The following is a 16,041-nucleotide window of genomic DNA, read 5'->3' on the forward strand; positions in this document are numbered from 1 at the left end:
TCCCCCATTCTTGAAAGGAGTAAGCAATGAGTATTCAATTCGATCGGATTGCCTCGATACTATTTTTGGCTACAGGTGTTCTTTTTATTGTTGGGAGCAGACAGCTTGCGAGTTCATCATATGGCAGCTCCGTTGGTCCTGATATTTTTCCTTTATTACTTGGTATCATTCTTGTTCTGTTAAGCATTCGTTTGTTTTATGAAACCATGGTAGCAAAAACCCAGCAAAGTTCGAAAGAAAAATTACTGTATAAACCTTTCTTGATCATTTTTTTCACTACATTGGTTTATATTTTGACATTGGAAACAATCGGGTACGTCATCACAACGTTTTTATTTTTATTTGTTTGTTTTCAAACGATGGAACGCTCTAAAGTGATTACTTCCCTTATCATATCTGCTTGTTTTTCCGGATTTGTTTATTTTATGTATGTAGAAGTATTAAAAGGGACGCTGCCAGGATGGCCAATTTGGCTTTCATAGTTTTGGAGCAGCCTTTCCGTTGGAGGTTGTAGAATTTTGAGTACACTCGAATATTTATTTCAAGGCTTTGGAACAGCCTTCATTTGGTATAACATCATTTTTGCCTTCATTGGAGTCTTAATTGGGACCGCCGTAGGTGTTCTCCCGGGGATTGGGCCGATGAGTGGAGTAGCGCTGCTTATTCCTGTAACCGCATCAGCTACTGGCTGGCTGCCGCCGGAATCCGCTGCAACAAGTGCAATCATTTTACTTGCAGGAGTCTATTATGGAGCCATGTATGGAGGTTCAACCACCTCGATTCTATTGAACACACCAGGAGAATCCTCTTCGGTGGTCACAACGCTGGACGGTTACCAGATGGCCAAAAAGGGGAGAGCAGGCAGTGCCTTATCGATTGCGGCCATTGGTTCCTTTGTCGCCGGGATCGTTACGCTTTTCGCCCTTATTGCATTGGCCAAGCCACTATCATCGGTGGCGATAAAATTTGGTCCAGCAGAATACTTTTCATTGATGCTTTTAGGACTTGGAGCTGTTAGCGGCCTCGCTGGAAAATCAGTGACAAAGGCATTGATCATGACCGTTACTGGATTGTTGCTTGGGACAATTGGTATTGATAGTGTTTCCGGTATTGCCAGATTCACCTTTAATGTTCCGTGGCTTTATCAGGGGATAGAGTTCCTGACGATCGCCGTAGGACTGTTCGCGCTTGGGGAAGTTTTTAAGACGATTTTGGAAAAAGATGAAGAAGAGGGAGAAATCGCGAGGATTAATAACTTGCTGCCTTCAAAGGCTGAGTTAAAAGAATCTGCTGCACCGATTGCGCGCGGTTCTCTATTAGGCTTTTTTGTTGGGATCTTGCCGGGAGCAGGGGCGACTCTTGCATCCTTCTTTTCTTATATTTTAGAAAAAAAGATCTCGAAAACTCCTTCAAAATTCGGAACAGGGACCATTGCAGGTGTGGCAGCACCGGAATCGGCGAATAATGCTGCCTCCGGCGGTGCGCTGATCCCGTTATTGACATTAGGGATTCCAGGTTCAGGGACGACGGCTATTTTAATGGGAGCCCTGATGATGTATAACGTCCAGCCCGGTCCGTTATTATTCGAGGACCATCCGCAGGTAGCATGGGGACTGATTGCAAGTATGTTTATCGGCAATGTCATGCTGTTGGTCCTGAATCTTCCGCTCGTAAAAGTGTTTGCGAAGATTATCCAAACACCAAAGCAATTCCTGATCCCAATCATTATTGCCATCTCAATTTTTGGTGTGTATGCTGTCCAGGTATCAACAAATGATCTTTTGCTGTTATTGGCATGTGGAATTTTCGGCTATTTCCTCAGTAAAAATGATTATCCAATTGCTCCGCTTGTTCTCGGGTTGGTGCTAGGGCCGATGGTTGAGAATAACCTGCGAAGAGCATTGACGATTTCGAATGGGGATTTTAGTATCTTTGTATCACGGCCTATTTCTCTCGCGTTTCTGCTTATCACTCTTCTATGGCTAGTGATTCCGCTTTTAATGAAAAGGAAAGGGAAAGAAGTCATTATCAATATAGAAGGTTAAATAGTTTAAATAGTAAAAAAACTCCTTTCTATAAGGAGTTTTTTTACTATAATGAGGATAGAGGTGTTGATGTGAGGCTGCATTCAAAATTAATGCTCTTAATTGTGATCCTTATTCTCTTAATTGGCGGTATTTTCGAAATCACTTTCAAAAATATTCTCGAGACGAACATGAAGAAGGAAATTGGCTCTAAAGCGCTGGCTGTGGCGGAATCCATTGCCAATATGCCAGAAATTGAAGAAGCTTTTTACGAGGATGATCCAGCTGCTATTATTCAGCCGATTGCTGAAAGGATCCGGAAACAGGTAGGAGCAGAATTCATTGTGGTTGGCAACAGGGATGAGGTACGTTATTCTCACCCCAATCCAGTTCGATTAGGACAAAAAATGGTCGGTGGCGATAATGGCCGTGTCTTTAACGGAGAAGCTGTTATTTCCGAATCTGTTGGGACATTGGGCCCTTCTCTAAGGGGAAAAGCGCCAATCTTCAGCAAGGGAGAAGTTGTTGGCGTGGTGTCTGTAGGATATCTTCAGACCGATATCGAAAAGGAAATCTCAGCTATACAGAAAAAAATGTTCACTGCTACGTTTCTTATTTTAATAGGAGGCTTAATGGTGGCCTTCCTGATCACGTTGAATATAAAAAAGGCTCTGTTCGGTCTTGAACCAAAAGAAATTGCCTGGATGTATCAGGAGAAACACGCCATATTAGAATCCATTCATGAAGGCATCATTGCCATTGATACCGATGGTCGCATCACGGTCGTGAATGAAAACGCTCACAAGATATTGAGGGTGCCGAATGAAATCCTTCTTCGCGGAAAAAGAATCGATGAGGTGTTGGAGAATACGCATCTTCTTTCAGTCGTTGCAACAGGACAAGCAGAGTACGATAAGGAGATTATGATTTTAGGAGAAATATATTTAGCGAATAGAATACCTATCTTTAATAAGAAAGGGGATGTGATCGGGGCAGTCGCAAGCTTCCGGAGCAAGTCGGAGTTGGCGAATTTACTGCAGGAATTGTCGCATGTAAAAGCCTATGCGGAGGGGTTGCGTGCCCAGACCCATGAATATTCCAACCGGCTTTATACTCTCCTTGGCCTGATTCAGCTCGGCTCTTACAAGGAAGCCATCGACTTCATTTCTAAGGAAGTCGATGTAGCCCAGGGATTCATTCAATTTTTAATGAAGGAAGTGCCAGACCCTATCATTGCTGCCTTCGTCCTTGGAAAGTTCAGCCTGGCAAGCGAATTGAAGGTTGATTTTACAATTGACAGGGAGAGCAGCTTTAAAGATGTGCCAAATGAAATTGACAGAGATCACTTGGTGACGATTATTGGGAACCTGGTCAATAATGCATTTGAAGCGGTCAGGGAGAACGGGAAAGCCGAAAAAAGGGTCATGCTGTTCCTGACCGATCTTGGCAAAGAGCTGATCATTGAAGTCGAAGATAACGGGCAAGGGATAGAAAGTGAAAACAACGAACACATTTTTCAAGAAGGTTTTACAACGAAGAACAGCAACAGCAATTCAGGTATTGGTCTAAGCCTTGTGCAAAACGCGATAAATCAATTAGGTGGATACATCACCTTTTCATCTAATCCGGGGGAAGGCACAATTTTCACTGTGGCGATACCAAAAAGCAGGGGGAAATGAACGATGGGGAAAAAGGACATTGAAGTTCTGATCGTCGAGGATGATTTAAGGATAGCCGAAATCCAAAAGCGGTTCATTGAAAAGATTGAAGGGTTTCAGGCCGTCGGGATTGCAGCCGGTTATGTAGACGCTATAACCTTAATCGATATTTTGAAGCCGGATTTGCTTTTGCTCGATGTTTATTTTCCTGATATGAACGGTCTCGAATTGTTGAGGGAACTAAAACTGCAGTCAAAGCAAACCGATGTCATCATGATCACGGCCACGAGGGAAATCGAAAAAGTACAAGAAGCGATCAGTATTGGAGTCTTCGATTATATTATCAAGCCTTTAGTGTTTGAACGATTCAAGCAATCCCTGCTGAGATATCAGGATTATCATGAAAAATTATCGCAATTAGGCAAAGCCAATCCTGTCGTGACACAACAGCAGGTCGATAAACTGCTGCGGAAAGAAATGAATGAATTGAACAATGATAAATCATACCTTCCAAAAGGGATCGATCCGCTGACGCTCGAAAAAGTCATGGAGGTCATTGGAAAGGGTGGGTCGGGACTTACAGCAGAAAGCGTCGCAAACGAAATTGGCGTCAGCCGGACAACCGCAAGACGTTACCTCGAACATCTCGTATCCATCGAAAAAATTGAAGCTGATTTAACATACGGCACTGTTGGGCGGCCGGAACGGGTCTATATGAGTATAGGGTAATGAAAACAAACAGGGACATGCGGAAGGACTGCATGTCCTTTTGTATATTTTGATGTTGATAAAAGCTGACAATTTGGTGAATATTCCTCACTTGGTCGAATTATTCTAAAATGTGGTCGAAATAATTAAAAATGTGGTCGAATAAATCCAAAATGTGGTCGAAATAATTAAAAATTCGCCAAATTAATTTTAAAAGTGATCGAAAAAAAGAAAATGCCGGCTAATGTTGCTGGCATTTTCGTTTTTGGCAGGCGATTATTTACTTTTCCTTGGAAATAGCATTATAGTGTTCAAGGTTTTTGAACCGTTTTTTCTTTTTTAAGTACTTTTCGTTCAGTACCAGCACTTTTCCGTTATCGGAAGCGGAGAATTTGCGGAAGACGAATTTGTATTTTTCAAAGGCTAAATGTCCAGAGATATAGACAGGCAAAATGATGGCAATCAGGATCAGCACATCTCGGATGATATGAAATTGTTGTTCGAAAACATAGATTGTCATAACGGCCTGGGAGGCGAATGCGACCATCAAGGTGATCAGGACATTGCATATGTGAAAGGGGAAAAACTCTTTTCCTCTCAGAAACATCCGCTCGAGCTCATTTTTAAAAATAAGGGAAATGAACACGGAAATCACAATGAAAATAAGGGAAATAAAAAACGCCATTTCACCCGTCCTCCTTTATGGAACATTCCTTTCCAGCATTGTAACACAAGAATTGCAAGAATAATGAAAATTGGCATCCGATGGTTCTAGAACTTCATAGCTCAAGACCTCACTATTGCTCTCCTTTCCCCCACCAGCCTTTTTTCCGGAAGTATAAGGCAATGGATAGGCCCGTCACAAGCATGAGGACCAGTGCATAAAGATAGCCGAACTTCCACTTCAATTCGGGAATGATTTCAAAGTTCATTCCATATAAACCGGCCAGGAACGTCATAGGCAAGAAAATGACGCTTACAAGGGTCAGTGTCTTCATGATTGTATTGGAATGGTCGGCTTTGAGCGTCATTTGTAAATTGAAAATGCTGTTTAAACTTTCCTTGAAGGTGTCGAGAGCGCTAACGATCCGAGCATAATTATTGTTCAGGCTTTTAATGAAATAGCCTGATTCCTCATTCGTGAACGGGAATTTGTCGGAACTAATCGTCTCCATTACATCCTCTTGTGCCTCGATCGTTTGTCTTAATTCATGCAGGGTTGCTTTCCACCGGTATACACTTCTGGCAATTTTGTTCTCAAAGGGATCTTTAAAAACCCTCTTCTCCAAACTTTGGATTTCATCTGATATCTGATCAATCATTTCTAAATCCTGGGCAATTGTTTCATCGAGTATGTGAAAAAGAACCATTCCCACATGGGACATCTGCTGTGGATTTTCAATAAAAGGTTTCTCCAAATTTTTTGCGAGATAAAGGTCCTTTTCAGCCTTTGATACCACATAGTTATGGCCAACCAATATCGTGATTTTCACTCGAGAGTAATCCGGCTGGATTGCAATTAACGAAATGATTGCCTCATTTTTAAAAACATCAATCTTTGGAATATCACTGAATTCGCGCAGTCCTTTCAACGCTAAAGGATGGATGTTCAATTGATTGATAAACGGTTCAAATTGATCGGCATTCGATGAATGAAAATGAATCCATGCGATCTCTTCGTTGGAGTCGGGAAGGGAAAGCTCATCTTTTTTTGTAACTGTTTGTTTAGTTGCTGAGTATACGAGCATCGTTTTTTGTCTCCTGAATTTGATTTGGACTTATTTTGTGTTAGTCACGGCAATTTTATTTTAGGATGTATTCTTGCGGAATAAGATTTGCCTTTCTATCTCAATCTAATAGTAAAAGACAGTCACGAAGGAGATAGGGGTTTGCGTTTATGTCAGGAATTTTGTTAGCTTTGCTTGCGGCGGTTTCGTGGGGCAGTATTGTGTTTGTCAGCAATAAGCTGGGCGGTGATGAGGACAGCCAGACGCTTGGGACGACGGGCGGAGCTTTGATCTTTGCCTTAGCTGTCTTTTTTTACAAAAACCCGGACATGCCTACGCTTGTTTGGGTGGTAGGATTTATATCCGGTTTGTTTTGGTCACTTGGCCAGAAGAATCAGTTTGGTGCTGTCCGCTACCTGGGTGTTGCGAAAACGGCGCCGATGTCGACTGGCCTGCAGCTGCTTGGGACCACTTTTTTCGGAGTGTTTATTTTTAAAGAATGGCAGACAAAAATGAATTACATCGTCGGAATCTCGGCGCTTGTCCTGATCATTGCAGGGGCTCTGCTCACTTCGCTTAAACAAGGAGGTGAAAGGGGAGAGACGAAGAGCCTGAAAAAGGGGCTGCTTGTCTTGCTCATTTCAACTGTTGGTTTTGTTGGATATGTGGTCTTGATCCGCTGGTTCAACATTGATGGTTGGGCCGCCATCCTCCCGCAGGCAATTGGGATGGTGACGGGGGCATTGATTTTGACGTTCCGCGATAAGCCATTCAACAAGTACGCGGTCCGGAACATCTTAACCGGGCTCCTCTGGAGTACGGGTAATCTGGGGTTATTGCTGGCGCTGCCGAGAATCGGGGTTGCCACCAGTTTTTCACTCTCCCAGACAGGCATTGTCATCTCAACGATTGGCGGGCTTTTCTTTTTAAATGAGCGTAAAAGCAAGAAACAAGTTTGGCGAGTGCTGCTGGGTTGTGTGCTCATAATTGCAGGCGGTGTGTTACTGGGTGTAACGAAACGATAAAGGGAGCTGACATGATGTATCCAAGTCTTGAAGGAAAAGTTGTTGTGATTACAGGTGCTGCCACTGGTCTCGGAAGGGCAATGGCGGTGAGATTCGGCGCTGAGAAAGCAAAGGTGGTCATTAACTATTTTAACGAAGAGCAGGAAGTGCAAGCCATTATAGATGAAGTTGAAAAAGCGGGCGGCAGTGCCACTGCGATTCAGGGAGATGTCACGAAAGAAGAAGATGTCAAAAGGATGATCGATCATGCGGTGAAAACATTCGGGTCATTGAATGTTATGGTCAATAACGCCGGCATTGAAAATGAAGTGCCATCGGAAGATCTCTCCCTCGAAGACTGGAATAAGGTGATTTCCACCAATTTAACAGGGCAATTCCTGGGGTGCAGGGAAGCTCTTGACTATATGCTGGAGAATGGAATCAAGGGTTCCATCATCAACATGTCATCCGTCCATCAGGAAATACCATGGCCTCATTTTGTCCATTATGCAGCCAGCAAAGGTGGAGTCAAGCTCATGACCGAAACGCTCGCACTCGAATTTGCTCCACATGGAATTCGGGTGAATTGCATAGCGCCGGGTGCGATCGACACACCTATTAATGCCGAGAAGTTCGATGACCCTGAACTGAAAAAAGGAGTCATCGAGCTGATTCCGATGGGTTATATCGGCAAGCCTGAAGAAATCGCCGCATGTGCAGTATGGCTCGCCTCGAGCGAAGCTAGCTACGTCACAGGACTCACCCTGTTTGCGGATGGCGGCATGACGCAATATCCTGGGTTTCAGGCTGGGAAAGGGTAACGGTGGGGACGGTTTAAAGATGATCACTAATCTGATCCATACTTGAAGTGTGTGCCCATAGCTAGCAAAGGGAGGGAGTTCTCAACACAAGAACTCCCTCCCTTTTATTTACTCCATCTTTTCATAAAGAAATTCATTCAACGATTCCACATCCAGCAACCTCATGTTTCCATCCTTGAAGGATTGGATTCCCATGATCATCGATTTGCGGAAGTCGGTTAGTGGTTTTCCGTCTGCATAGGCTTCATCATGAGTGAAGTACAATGCTCCTTTATCGGAATCGTATTTCCAGGTTCCTTTTGACATATGATCCTTTGAAGGGTAAGTACCGTTTGCATATCCCTCATAGCTGCCATCTGCATTCAGAACGATGGAAGGGGGTGAGCCGGCAAGGCCCCATTTTCCGACTAATTCTTTTCCGTCTTTGGAGATATTCTCCTGCACTGAATCACGGTCAATGCCAGCCAATGCATCCAGCTGTTTCAGGTCTGCTGCTGTGATCGTGCCGTCACCGACCGGAACGGAATCCGCGAGCTTGGAGTGTGCCTCAATCCATACATTAAAGCCTTCCTTGATGGGCTCATTTCCTTTCTGCCAAAGCTTCTGATCCTTCTTTTCAATGGCTTTGCGAATTGTATCAATGCCCTCGGTATAAAATTCCATGGCCGATAGATATTGATCATGAACCTCCTTGTATCTTTCAGGGGCGATAATGGCTTTATAACCGTTTACAGTCTTTTCGATGTTATCAACTTGTTCAATCAGCCGTTTTTCGCGTTCTTTGGATCCCGAGTCTTCTTCAGCCACCGCATTTAAATTTCTGAACCCTTCATCCAGGCTGGTGTTCAGTTCATCGATTTTGTCAGGATAGTCTTCTTCTGTTACTTCCACTGGTTCAACCTTAAGTGATTCTTTCTTTTCAGCGGTGGGCTCGGAGCTGCAGCCTGCCATTGTGATCATCGTCAGTAAGGAAACGGCCAACGTTTTAAGTTTCATTTTTAAAATACCTCCATAGTTTCAAAGATTGCTTTTTTACCATGATTGCTTTTTCCGAGATGGAACTTTTTACATAATAGAGGGATAGGAAAAATATGTAAAGTAAATACCACCGCATTACCACTTTTTGAGTCTTTTTACTCATGGGACAAAGGGAAAATAAACGAAACGTATGTTAAGCTTTAAATGAAAACGTTTGGGGAGGAAGTAAAATGAACTACCGCATTACCAAAGAGTTGAACGAAAGCTACAAAAACCAGATTAATCACAAACTGTATGAATATAACTTAAGCCATTTTCCTGAAGATTTGAGAGGAAGATACCAAGAAGTGAACCTCATTCTACTAGATGAGAATGAGAATATCCGTGGAGGCATTCTGGGAGAAATCTGCTGGAACTGGCTGGAAATCCATACGCTTATGATTGATGAGGACATTCGTGGCTTAGGATATGGAACGAAATTGTTAGCAGAGATTGAACGAGCCGCGTTAGAGAGTCAATGTGATTTTATTAAGGTGGACACCCTGAGCTTTCAGGCGCTGGATTTTTATCAAAATAATGGTTATGAAGTTTATGGGACATTGGACAATGTGGGAAGGGAATTTAAGCATTTCTATTTAAAAAAGGACCTATTAAAAGGGGAATCGTTATGAATATTGTTGCAGCACAAATGCCAGATTTACAGGCGATTGTCCAAATCGACAGTGAAATGATCGGTAACACCAGCAGACGGAACATGATTGAGAATGCAATTAAGCAGGAACATTGTATTCTTGTAAAAGAAAATAACGAAGCTGCCGGATTTGCTATTTATGATACGAACTTTTTTGAATGTACGTTTATATCCTTGGTGATTGTGTCACCTGGAAAAAGACGTAAGGGATATGCAAGCCAACTGTTGAATGAATTGGTTCGAACTTCGCCTACTGAAAAAGTTTTTTCATCTGCCAATCGTTCTAATCTCAGTATGCAGAAGGTATTTGAAGCGAATGGGTTTGTTGAGAGTGGTATCGTCGAGAATTTGGATGAAGGCGATCCGGAGATCATCTATTTCAAAGCAAAATAAAGAGAGACAGCAGGACCTTCTCCGCTGTCTCTCTACTATTAACATCACTTTGTTTCAGGTTCGACAGGATGATTTTTCTCAATATGCTGTTCTCCCCAGGCGCATAGTGAATCGAGAATCCCTTTCAAGGACCAGCCATAGTCTGTCAATGAATATTCGACTTTAGGAGGGACCTGGTTATAGACCTCCCGTAAAATCACATTATCTTCTTCCAGCTCACGCAATTGCTGTGTGAGCATTTTTTGAGTGATGCCGGGCATGAGTTTTTTTAATTCACTTGTCCGTTTCTTGCCTTCGATCAAATGGCAAAGAATGACGACTTTCCATTTCCCGCCGATTACCTCGAGGGCTGCTTCGACTGGTATATTATATTTCTTCAAAATACACCCTCCTTGTCTTTCCGATCGATTGTAGTGTCATTATACCCTTACATTTCTATAAGTAGTATAGGGCACTTTTTGGTGCCTATATCACCTGAGGGTGCCTACGGAACTTTAAAGTGCGTACTTCTCAAGCGATCAGGTATCCTGCATAATTGCATTCATGTTGGCCAAACGTGAAAGGCGCCTTCACTGGCCAACTTCACCATCTAACAAGGAGGATACCTATTATGAGTTCACATACACGAAATAATAACAAGGGAACACTATCCCTTTTGGCTTTGGCAATCAGTGCATTTGGCATTGGTACGACTGAGTTTGTACCTGTTGGATTATTATCAACGATTTCTGAAGATCTGCATATCTCGATCACTTTAGCCGGGTTGTTAATCTCCGGATACGCGATGGGTGTAGCATTTGGAGCACCGATTTTAACAGCTTTGACCAATAAAATGAGCCGCAAAACCTTGCTTATGTCTTTAATGGTCATTTTCATCATCGGAAATTCAATTGCAGCGATTTCGACCAGCTTCGGTCTGCTGTTGGCAGCAAGGATCATCACTGCTTTTTCTCATGGAGTCTTCTTTTCGATTGGCTCGACGATTGCCGCTGACCTTGTCCCTGAGGATAAAAGAGCAAGCGCAATCGCCTTTATGTTCACAGGTTTAACCGTCGCTACTGTAACTGGCGTGCCGCTTGGGACTTTCATCGGCCAGCTGTTCGGCTGGAGGGCAACATTTGGAGGAGTGGCATTATTAGGTGTTGTAGGAATTATCGCAAGTGCAATCCTTATACCAAAAAATATTAAGCCTGCACCACCGGCAAAATTCAGTGATCAACTAAAAATATTGGGCAATGGGCCGTTGCTGCTGGCCTTCTCCATTACCGCCCTGGGATATGGCGGCACTTTTGTCGCCTTTACTTACCTGACTCCGATCCTTCAGGATATATCAGGGTTTTCTCCAAAAGTGGTAAGCATCATCCTGCTTGTCTATGGAGTGGCTGTTGCCATCGGCAATTCAATCGGAGGAAAAGCCGCCGACAAGAATCCGTTGAAGGCATTGTTATGGATGTTCATAGCCCAGGCGATCATACTCGTGATTCTATCGTTTACAGCGCCATTCAAGGTGGCTGGAGTCATCACGATCTTCTTGATGGGCATGTTTGCGTTCATGAATGTGCCGGGGCTTCAGGTTCTGGTTGTACGATTGGCAGAACGCTATGTCCCGGCAGCTGTGAATGTCGCATCCGCCTTGAATATAGCCGCATTCAATCTCGGAATCGCCCTCGGAGCGTTTGTAGGAGGACTGATCGTTGACTCCATTGGATTGATCCACACTCCGTGGATCGGCGGCGTGATGGTGATGGGAGCCATCCTTTTGACCAGATGGAGTATGTCAATTGAAAAAAAGAGTATTCAAGCGTAAAAAGAAATCCTTATTGAGACAACGGTACCCCCGTTGTCTTTTTTATTTTAAAGCACAGGGACGTATCTTTTGCTTCCAAATCAAGAATGAAAGGTACACCCCTGTACTTGTTGTTTTTGGAAAAATCAATTGTAAATGTTATAAACTGGTTTAAAATGAAAGTAAATCATTCGTAAGGTGAGGTTGGCTATGGGTTTCCAAAAATGGCTTCGTATTTTACTGCCTGAGCTTCAATTGGTGGATTATGTCCAGGCAAAGGGATTCAGGGGCAAGAAACAGCGAATGGGCGCACAGGCTCAGACGATGACGCATTCCGGTGCGCTCAGGACGGAATCGGTTGGCGGCAATCCGCAGCATGTTCCCCATTCTGCTGGGGCGGTCGGGGAAGTGGTCAAGGATGCGCGGTATGGCATCAAGCAAATGGGCTTGAATCGATCCAATGACGAACTGGATACGATTTTCGCGGAAATCAAAAAAGAACTGAACGGCAGGATCCTGCGCCAGGGTGCGTTCATTGATGAATTGCTGGTTTCCTATAAAAGGGCTTTTTTCAAAAGGGAAAAAGGCAAGGTGCAAAATGCCATCCTGCTTGCGGGTCCAGCTGGGACAGGTAAGTTTACGACTTTGCAGCTGTTGATTGATCAGCTCTATAAGAAAAAGCTTGTACCTTATAAGAAGGTTGCGACGATTGATTTGCGGAATTACACCGAGAAGGATATCCACAGCAATTTCGTCCTTGATTGTTCCGCGGCCTTTGAGTATGGGATTGGAACGGTTTGCTTTGTGGGGATTGAGCAGGCTGACGCGGAGGTTCTGCAGTATGTTTCCAGGCTGGTGCAGCATGGCTTTTTCCGGACGTCCAACAGTGTGATGGTCGATGCTTCGAATTATTTCCTTGTCTTCTACAGTGACGTCGATTTGAAGGAAGAAGTGCACGGACAGCTTCCTAGCGAGGTAGCAAGCAAAATACCAGCTCCTATTTTAAAAGGAATTCAATCTTATGCGATTTCGGCACCGCTCATGGCTGAGGATGTCGAGGCGATCTTAAGAGGTAAGTTCCAGGCTGCCGCACGCAGGCTCGAGAGCCAGACGCAGCTGACGGTGAAATTCGAAGATGGATTGTTTGCTGGTTTAGTAGAACGGATTCTGGCAACGAAGAAATATGGCGAGGCCATCGAGAGTTTGGCAGAAAGCGATTTTTACCAGGCGCTTGTTGACTTAAGGGCAAGGGGAACTTTTTTGGCTGGGGATCTCATTACGATTCAGCTCCAGGGTGATGATTTACTGGCAGTGAAGGGTGAGCAAAGCTTCCTATTAAAATCGATCCCGATGGTGGCAGAGGAAAAAATAGAAGACTTGCTGGCAGAGCTGGAGCGCCTGACTGGTTTGCATACAGTAAAAAGGGCGATTCATGAATTGCTGGAAACGGTGAAGGCTGAAAAAATGAGGCAGGAGGCTGGATACAAAACGGCTGGTAAAATGGCGATACATATGGTGTTCACCGGGAATCCGGGCACAGGTAAAACAACCGTTGCAAGGCTCGTCTCTCGGATTTTAAAAGCGATGGGGCTGCTTTCCCAGGGGCAATTGGTAGAGGCGGCAAGGCAGGATCTGGTCGGGGAATATCTTGGTTCGACTGCTCCAAAGACCAATGCTGCGATCGAGCGTGCGCTTGGCGGCGTGCTGTTCATTGATGAAGCGTATGCACTGTCCAGGAATAAGCAGGACCCATTCGGCATGGAAGCCATTGACACTCTGGTAAAAGGAATGGAGGACCACCGTGACAATCTGGTCATGGTCCTGGCCGGATACACGAATGAGATGGATGGGTTCCTGAAAATGAATCCTGGCCTTCAATCGAGATTCCCTTATATTATCGAATTCCCGGATTACACGTCTGAGGAGATGTATGAGATTCTGGCGGGAATGGCGAAAGCGAAGGACTTCATGATCGATCCAGGCATCAAGGAGCAGCTGCTTGAACTATTTGATTCTAAGCAGATTTCCGGACGGAATGATGCCGGGAACGGCCGTCTTGTCCGCAACATGCTGGAGGATGCGATCCGCAAGCAAGCGGTGCGTCTCAACAAGGAAACGGGTGCGCGGGATTATAAGCTTTTAACAGCCGAGGATTTCGGAATCGCCGAACGTCCGAAGTTCGAGCTCGAGCCAGCGTTTGAAAAAGTCGTTGGCCTGGAGAATGTGAAGGATTTTATCAGGAGTCTCGAAAAACAAATCCTCGCGAATGAAAAGCGGAAAAAGGCTGGCATCTTGACGGAACAGTCGCAGACACTGAATATCGTCTTTTCCGGAAATCCAGGGACAGGCAAGACGACAATGGCGCGGATGCTTGCTGAGATGCTGAAATCAATGGGCCTTTTAAAAAGAGGCCATCTGATCGAAGTGGACCGCAGCAATCTCGTCGCCGAATATATGGGGCAGACAGCGGTCAAAACTACCGAGGTCGTCCAGTCTGCATTAGGCGGAGTGTTATTTATCGATGAAGCGTACAGTCTTGTGGAAGAAGGAGTTCAAGGCGGAGGGTTTGGCAAAGAAGCGATTGATACCCTAGTCCGCTTGATTGAAAATCACCGCAATGACCTAGTCGTGATTCTGGCTGGATATTCCGATGAAATGGAACAGTTTTTACGAAGCAATCCGGGGTTGGGCTCACGTTTTCCTCTGAAAATTGAGTTTCCCGATTATACACCGGAACAGCTTACGCAAATTACAGAGATTCAGGCAAAATCAAAAGGTTTCATCCTGGATGCAGGTGTGCAGCAGGCATTAGCTGTATTTTACGAGAAAAAGCAGATTCCAGGGAAAAACGACAGCGGAAACGGCCGTCTTGTCAGGAATACGCTTGAGGCGGCCATCAGGAATCAGGCGGTCAGGATTGTTGAGACTGATAATGTCGGACCAGACCAATTGAACAGATTGACTCTGGCTGATTTTGGACTGCTGGAAGATCAGCCGAAGGAAAATGCGCTTCAGGAGCTGGCATCTGTGGTTGGCCTGGATGAGGTCAAAACCTTCGTGCGCTCACTATCAGCGCAAATTGAAGTGGCGAATAAAAGGAAGGCGATGGGGCTGCCGGATATGGGAGCGCAATCGCTGCACATGGTGTTCAAAGGCAACCCAGGTACTGGAAAGACGACGATTGCGCGGATTCTGGCCAGAAGGCTGAAGGAACTTGGTGTGATCAAACTGGATCATATCGTGGAAACGGATCGTTCCGGACTGGTGGCCGGGTATGTTGGCCAAACGGCCCTGAAAACGCGAGAGGTGCTGGTGAGGGCACTTGGCGGCATTCTATTTGTCGATGAAGCGTATGCTCTATTTGGCGACGGCCAGGATTTCGGGCAGGAAGCGATTGATACGATTGTGAAGTTCATGGATGATCACCGTGAGAATATCATTGTGATTTTGGCAGGTTATGAGGAGGATATGGAGCAGCTGCTGGATTCAAATGCCGGCTTGCGTTCAAGATTCCCGAATGTGATCAATTTCCCTGATTATGCAGTTGATGAACTGGTGGAAATCAGCAGACGCCTGCTGAAGCCGAAGGGATACGAGCTGAGCCCTGACGGAGCCCAGGCACTCAAAGCACTATTTGAGAGTGCAGAAGGAAACGCTTCTGCAGGGAATGGCCGTCTGGCAAGGAATATTTGCGAAGCCGCCATCCGTGCGCATGCATTGAGGCTGAGTGAAATCGACGAGCCAACATTAGAGGATTTGACGCTGCTTATGCAGGAGGATTTTTTACAGGCCGGGGGTGTTGCTAGATGAAAAAAATCATAAAATTTTTATGGTCTTTGTTTTTCTACGTTTTTCTATTTCCAATCACTGCACTCGTCATCGTTTTTGGACCGCTGATGACTTTCTTTGATCTTCTAGATGTTTATAAATTAGGAGCGCCGCGACTTGGTCTGGGCTTGGGCGGGATTGCCTTGCTTGGCTTCCTTCTCTTTTTATCGATGAAGTATCACTCGTGGCTCTACCGCAAATTCCCGGTGCTGCTTCCTTTTTTCCAGATGTGCTTTGTCAGCTTTATCGTGATGGAACTCAGCCTGACATTTGCCAACCTGTGGGCAGATCAAATGATGATCGGAAAAACGGTCGCGATCGTTTTATCGGTGCTATCAATCCTGTTAGGAAGAGCATTTCTATCGTACTGGTATTATAAATACCCGATTAGCTACAAGATGGTGCGCTGACGGAGGAGGAGGG

General features: G+C 44.8%; 15 protein-coding genes. 11 read left to right on the plus strand and 4 right to left on the minus strand.

Annotated elements, in window-relative coordinates:
* The first annotated feature begins 26 nt into the window (after positions 1 to 26).
* The 4 genes from M3593_RS17610 (at position 27) to M3593_RS17625 (ending at position 4,411) form a co-directional block, all read left to right on the plus strand.
* Positions 27 to 482: a tripartite tricarboxylate transporter TctB family protein gene (locus M3593_RS17610; RefSeq protein ID WP_251543421.1), complete on the plus strand. Its 456-nt coding sequence runs from the start codon at positions 27 to 29 to the stop codon at positions 480 to 482.
* A 36-nt stretch (positions 483 to 518) separates the two neighbouring features.
* On the plus strand, positions 519 to 2,045 hold the full coding sequence (locus M3593_RS17615) for a tripartite tricarboxylate transporter permease (RefSeq protein ID WP_251543419.1): 1,527 nt from the start codon (positions 519 to 521) through the stop codon (positions 2,043 to 2,045).
* Between the two features lie 71 nt (positions 2,046 to 2,116).
* On the plus strand, positions 2,117 to 3,703 hold the full coding sequence (locus M3593_RS17620) for an ATP-binding protein (protein ID WP_251543417.1): 1,587 nt from the start codon (positions 2,117 to 2,119) through the stop codon (positions 3,701 to 3,703).
* A gap of 3 nt (positions 3,704 to 3,706) precedes the next feature.
* Positions 3,707 to 4,411 (plus strand): response regulator, encoded by a 705-nt coding sequence (locus M3593_RS17625; RefSeq protein ID WP_251543415.1) that lies wholly within the window; start codon positions 3,707 to 3,709, stop codon positions 4,409 to 4,411.
* Between the two features lie 259 nt (positions 4,412 to 4,670).
* Here the strand turns inward: M3593_RS17625 and M3593_RS17630 are convergent, their stop codons facing one another.
* Both M3593_RS17630 and M3593_RS17635 read right to left on the minus strand, forming a co-directional pair.
* Complete coding sequence (locus tag M3593_RS17630; RefSeq protein WP_251543414.1) at positions 4,671 to 5,075, minus strand: hypothetical protein; 405 nt, start codon at positions 5,073 to 5,075, stop codon at positions 4,671 to 4,673.
* A 112-nt stretch (positions 5,076 to 5,187) separates the two neighbouring features.
* Positions 5,188 to 6,138 (minus strand): magnesium transporter CorA family protein, encoded by a 951-nt coding sequence (locus M3593_RS17635; RefSeq protein ID WP_251543412.1) that lies wholly within the window; start codon positions 6,136 to 6,138, stop codon positions 5,188 to 5,190.
* A gap of 149 nt (positions 6,139 to 6,287) precedes the next feature.
* Between M3593_RS17635 and M3593_RS17640 the strand changes: the two genes are divergently transcribed.
* Together M3593_RS17640 and M3593_RS17645 are read left to right on the plus strand one after the other, a co-directional pair.
* Positions 6,288 to 7,142, plus strand: coding sequence for a GRP family sugar transporter (locus M3593_RS17640; protein ID WP_144475394.1), 855 nt, complete (start codon positions 6,288 to 6,290; stop codon positions 7,140 to 7,142).
* Between the two features lie 14 nt (positions 7,143 to 7,156).
* Positions 7,157 to 7,942 (plus strand): glucose 1-dehydrogenase, encoded by a 786-nt coding sequence (locus M3593_RS17645; RefSeq protein WP_144475560.1) that lies wholly within the window; start codon positions 7,157 to 7,159, stop codon positions 7,940 to 7,942.
* 108 nt (positions 7,943 to 8,050) lie between these two features.
* On the opposite strand, the gene M3593_RS17650 is transcribed toward M3593_RS17645, so the two are convergent.
* Complete coding sequence (locus M3593_RS17650) at positions 8,051 to 8,938, minus strand: DUF6376 family protein (RefSeq protein ID WP_144475393.1); 888 nt, start codon at positions 8,936 to 8,938, stop codon at positions 8,051 to 8,053.
* 212 nt (positions 8,939 to 9,150) lie between these two features.
* On the opposite strand from M3593_RS17650, the gene M3593_RS17655 reads away from it, so the two are divergent.
* Positions 9,151 to 9,591, plus strand: coding sequence for a GNAT family N-acetyltransferase (locus tag M3593_RS17655; RefSeq protein WP_251543410.1), 441 nt, complete (start codon positions 9,151 to 9,153; stop codon positions 9,589 to 9,591).
* The gene (locus tag M3593_RS17660) at positions 9,588 to 10,004 is read left to right on the plus strand and encodes a GNAT family N-acetyltransferase (protein WP_251543408.1); all 417 of its coding nucleotides are present in this window, start codon (positions 9,588 to 9,590) and stop codon (positions 10,002 to 10,004) included. Before M3593_RS17655 ends, M3593_RS17660 begins: the two co-directional genes overlap by 4 nt.
* A 44-nt stretch (positions 10,005 to 10,048) precedes the next feature.
* On the opposite strand, the gene M3593_RS17665 is transcribed toward M3593_RS17660, so the two are convergent.
* Complete coding sequence (locus M3593_RS17665) at positions 10,049 to 10,384, minus strand: winged helix-turn-helix transcriptional regulator (RefSeq protein ID WP_251543406.1); 336 nt, start codon at positions 10,382 to 10,384, stop codon at positions 10,049 to 10,051.
* A 230-nt stretch (positions 10,385 to 10,614) separates the two neighbouring features.
* Between M3593_RS17665 and M3593_RS17670 the strand changes: the two genes are divergently transcribed.
* From M3593_RS17670 to M3593_RS17680, 3 genes are all read left to right on the plus strand, one after another.
* Entirely contained in the window at positions 10,615 to 11,811 is a 1,197-nt protein-coding gene (locus tag M3593_RS17670; protein ID WP_251543404.1) for an MFS transporter, read from the plus strand.
* Positions 11,812 to 12,000: 189 nt separating this feature from the next.
* A complete protein-coding gene (locus tag M3593_RS17675; RefSeq protein ID WP_251543402.1) occupies positions 12,001 to 15,600 on the plus strand; it encodes an AAA family ATPase in 3,600 nt (1,199 codons plus the stop codon).
* Positions 15,597 to 16,028 carry a hypothetical protein gene (locus M3593_RS17680; RefSeq protein ID WP_144475388.1) on the plus strand — a complete coding sequence of 144 codons (432 nt, stop codon included), beginning with the start codon at positions 15,597 to 15,599 and terminating at the stop codon, positions 16,026 to 16,028. The genes M3593_RS17675 and M3593_RS17680 overlap by 4 nt, the downstream gene beginning before the upstream one ends.
* Positions 16,029 to 16,041 lie beyond the last annotated feature (13 nt).

Source organism: Mesobacillus sp. MER 48 (assembly GCF_023714225.1).
Classification (GTDB): domain Bacteria; phylum Bacillota; class Bacilli; order Bacillales; family Cytobacillaceae; genus Mesobacillus; species Mesobacillus oceanisediminis_A.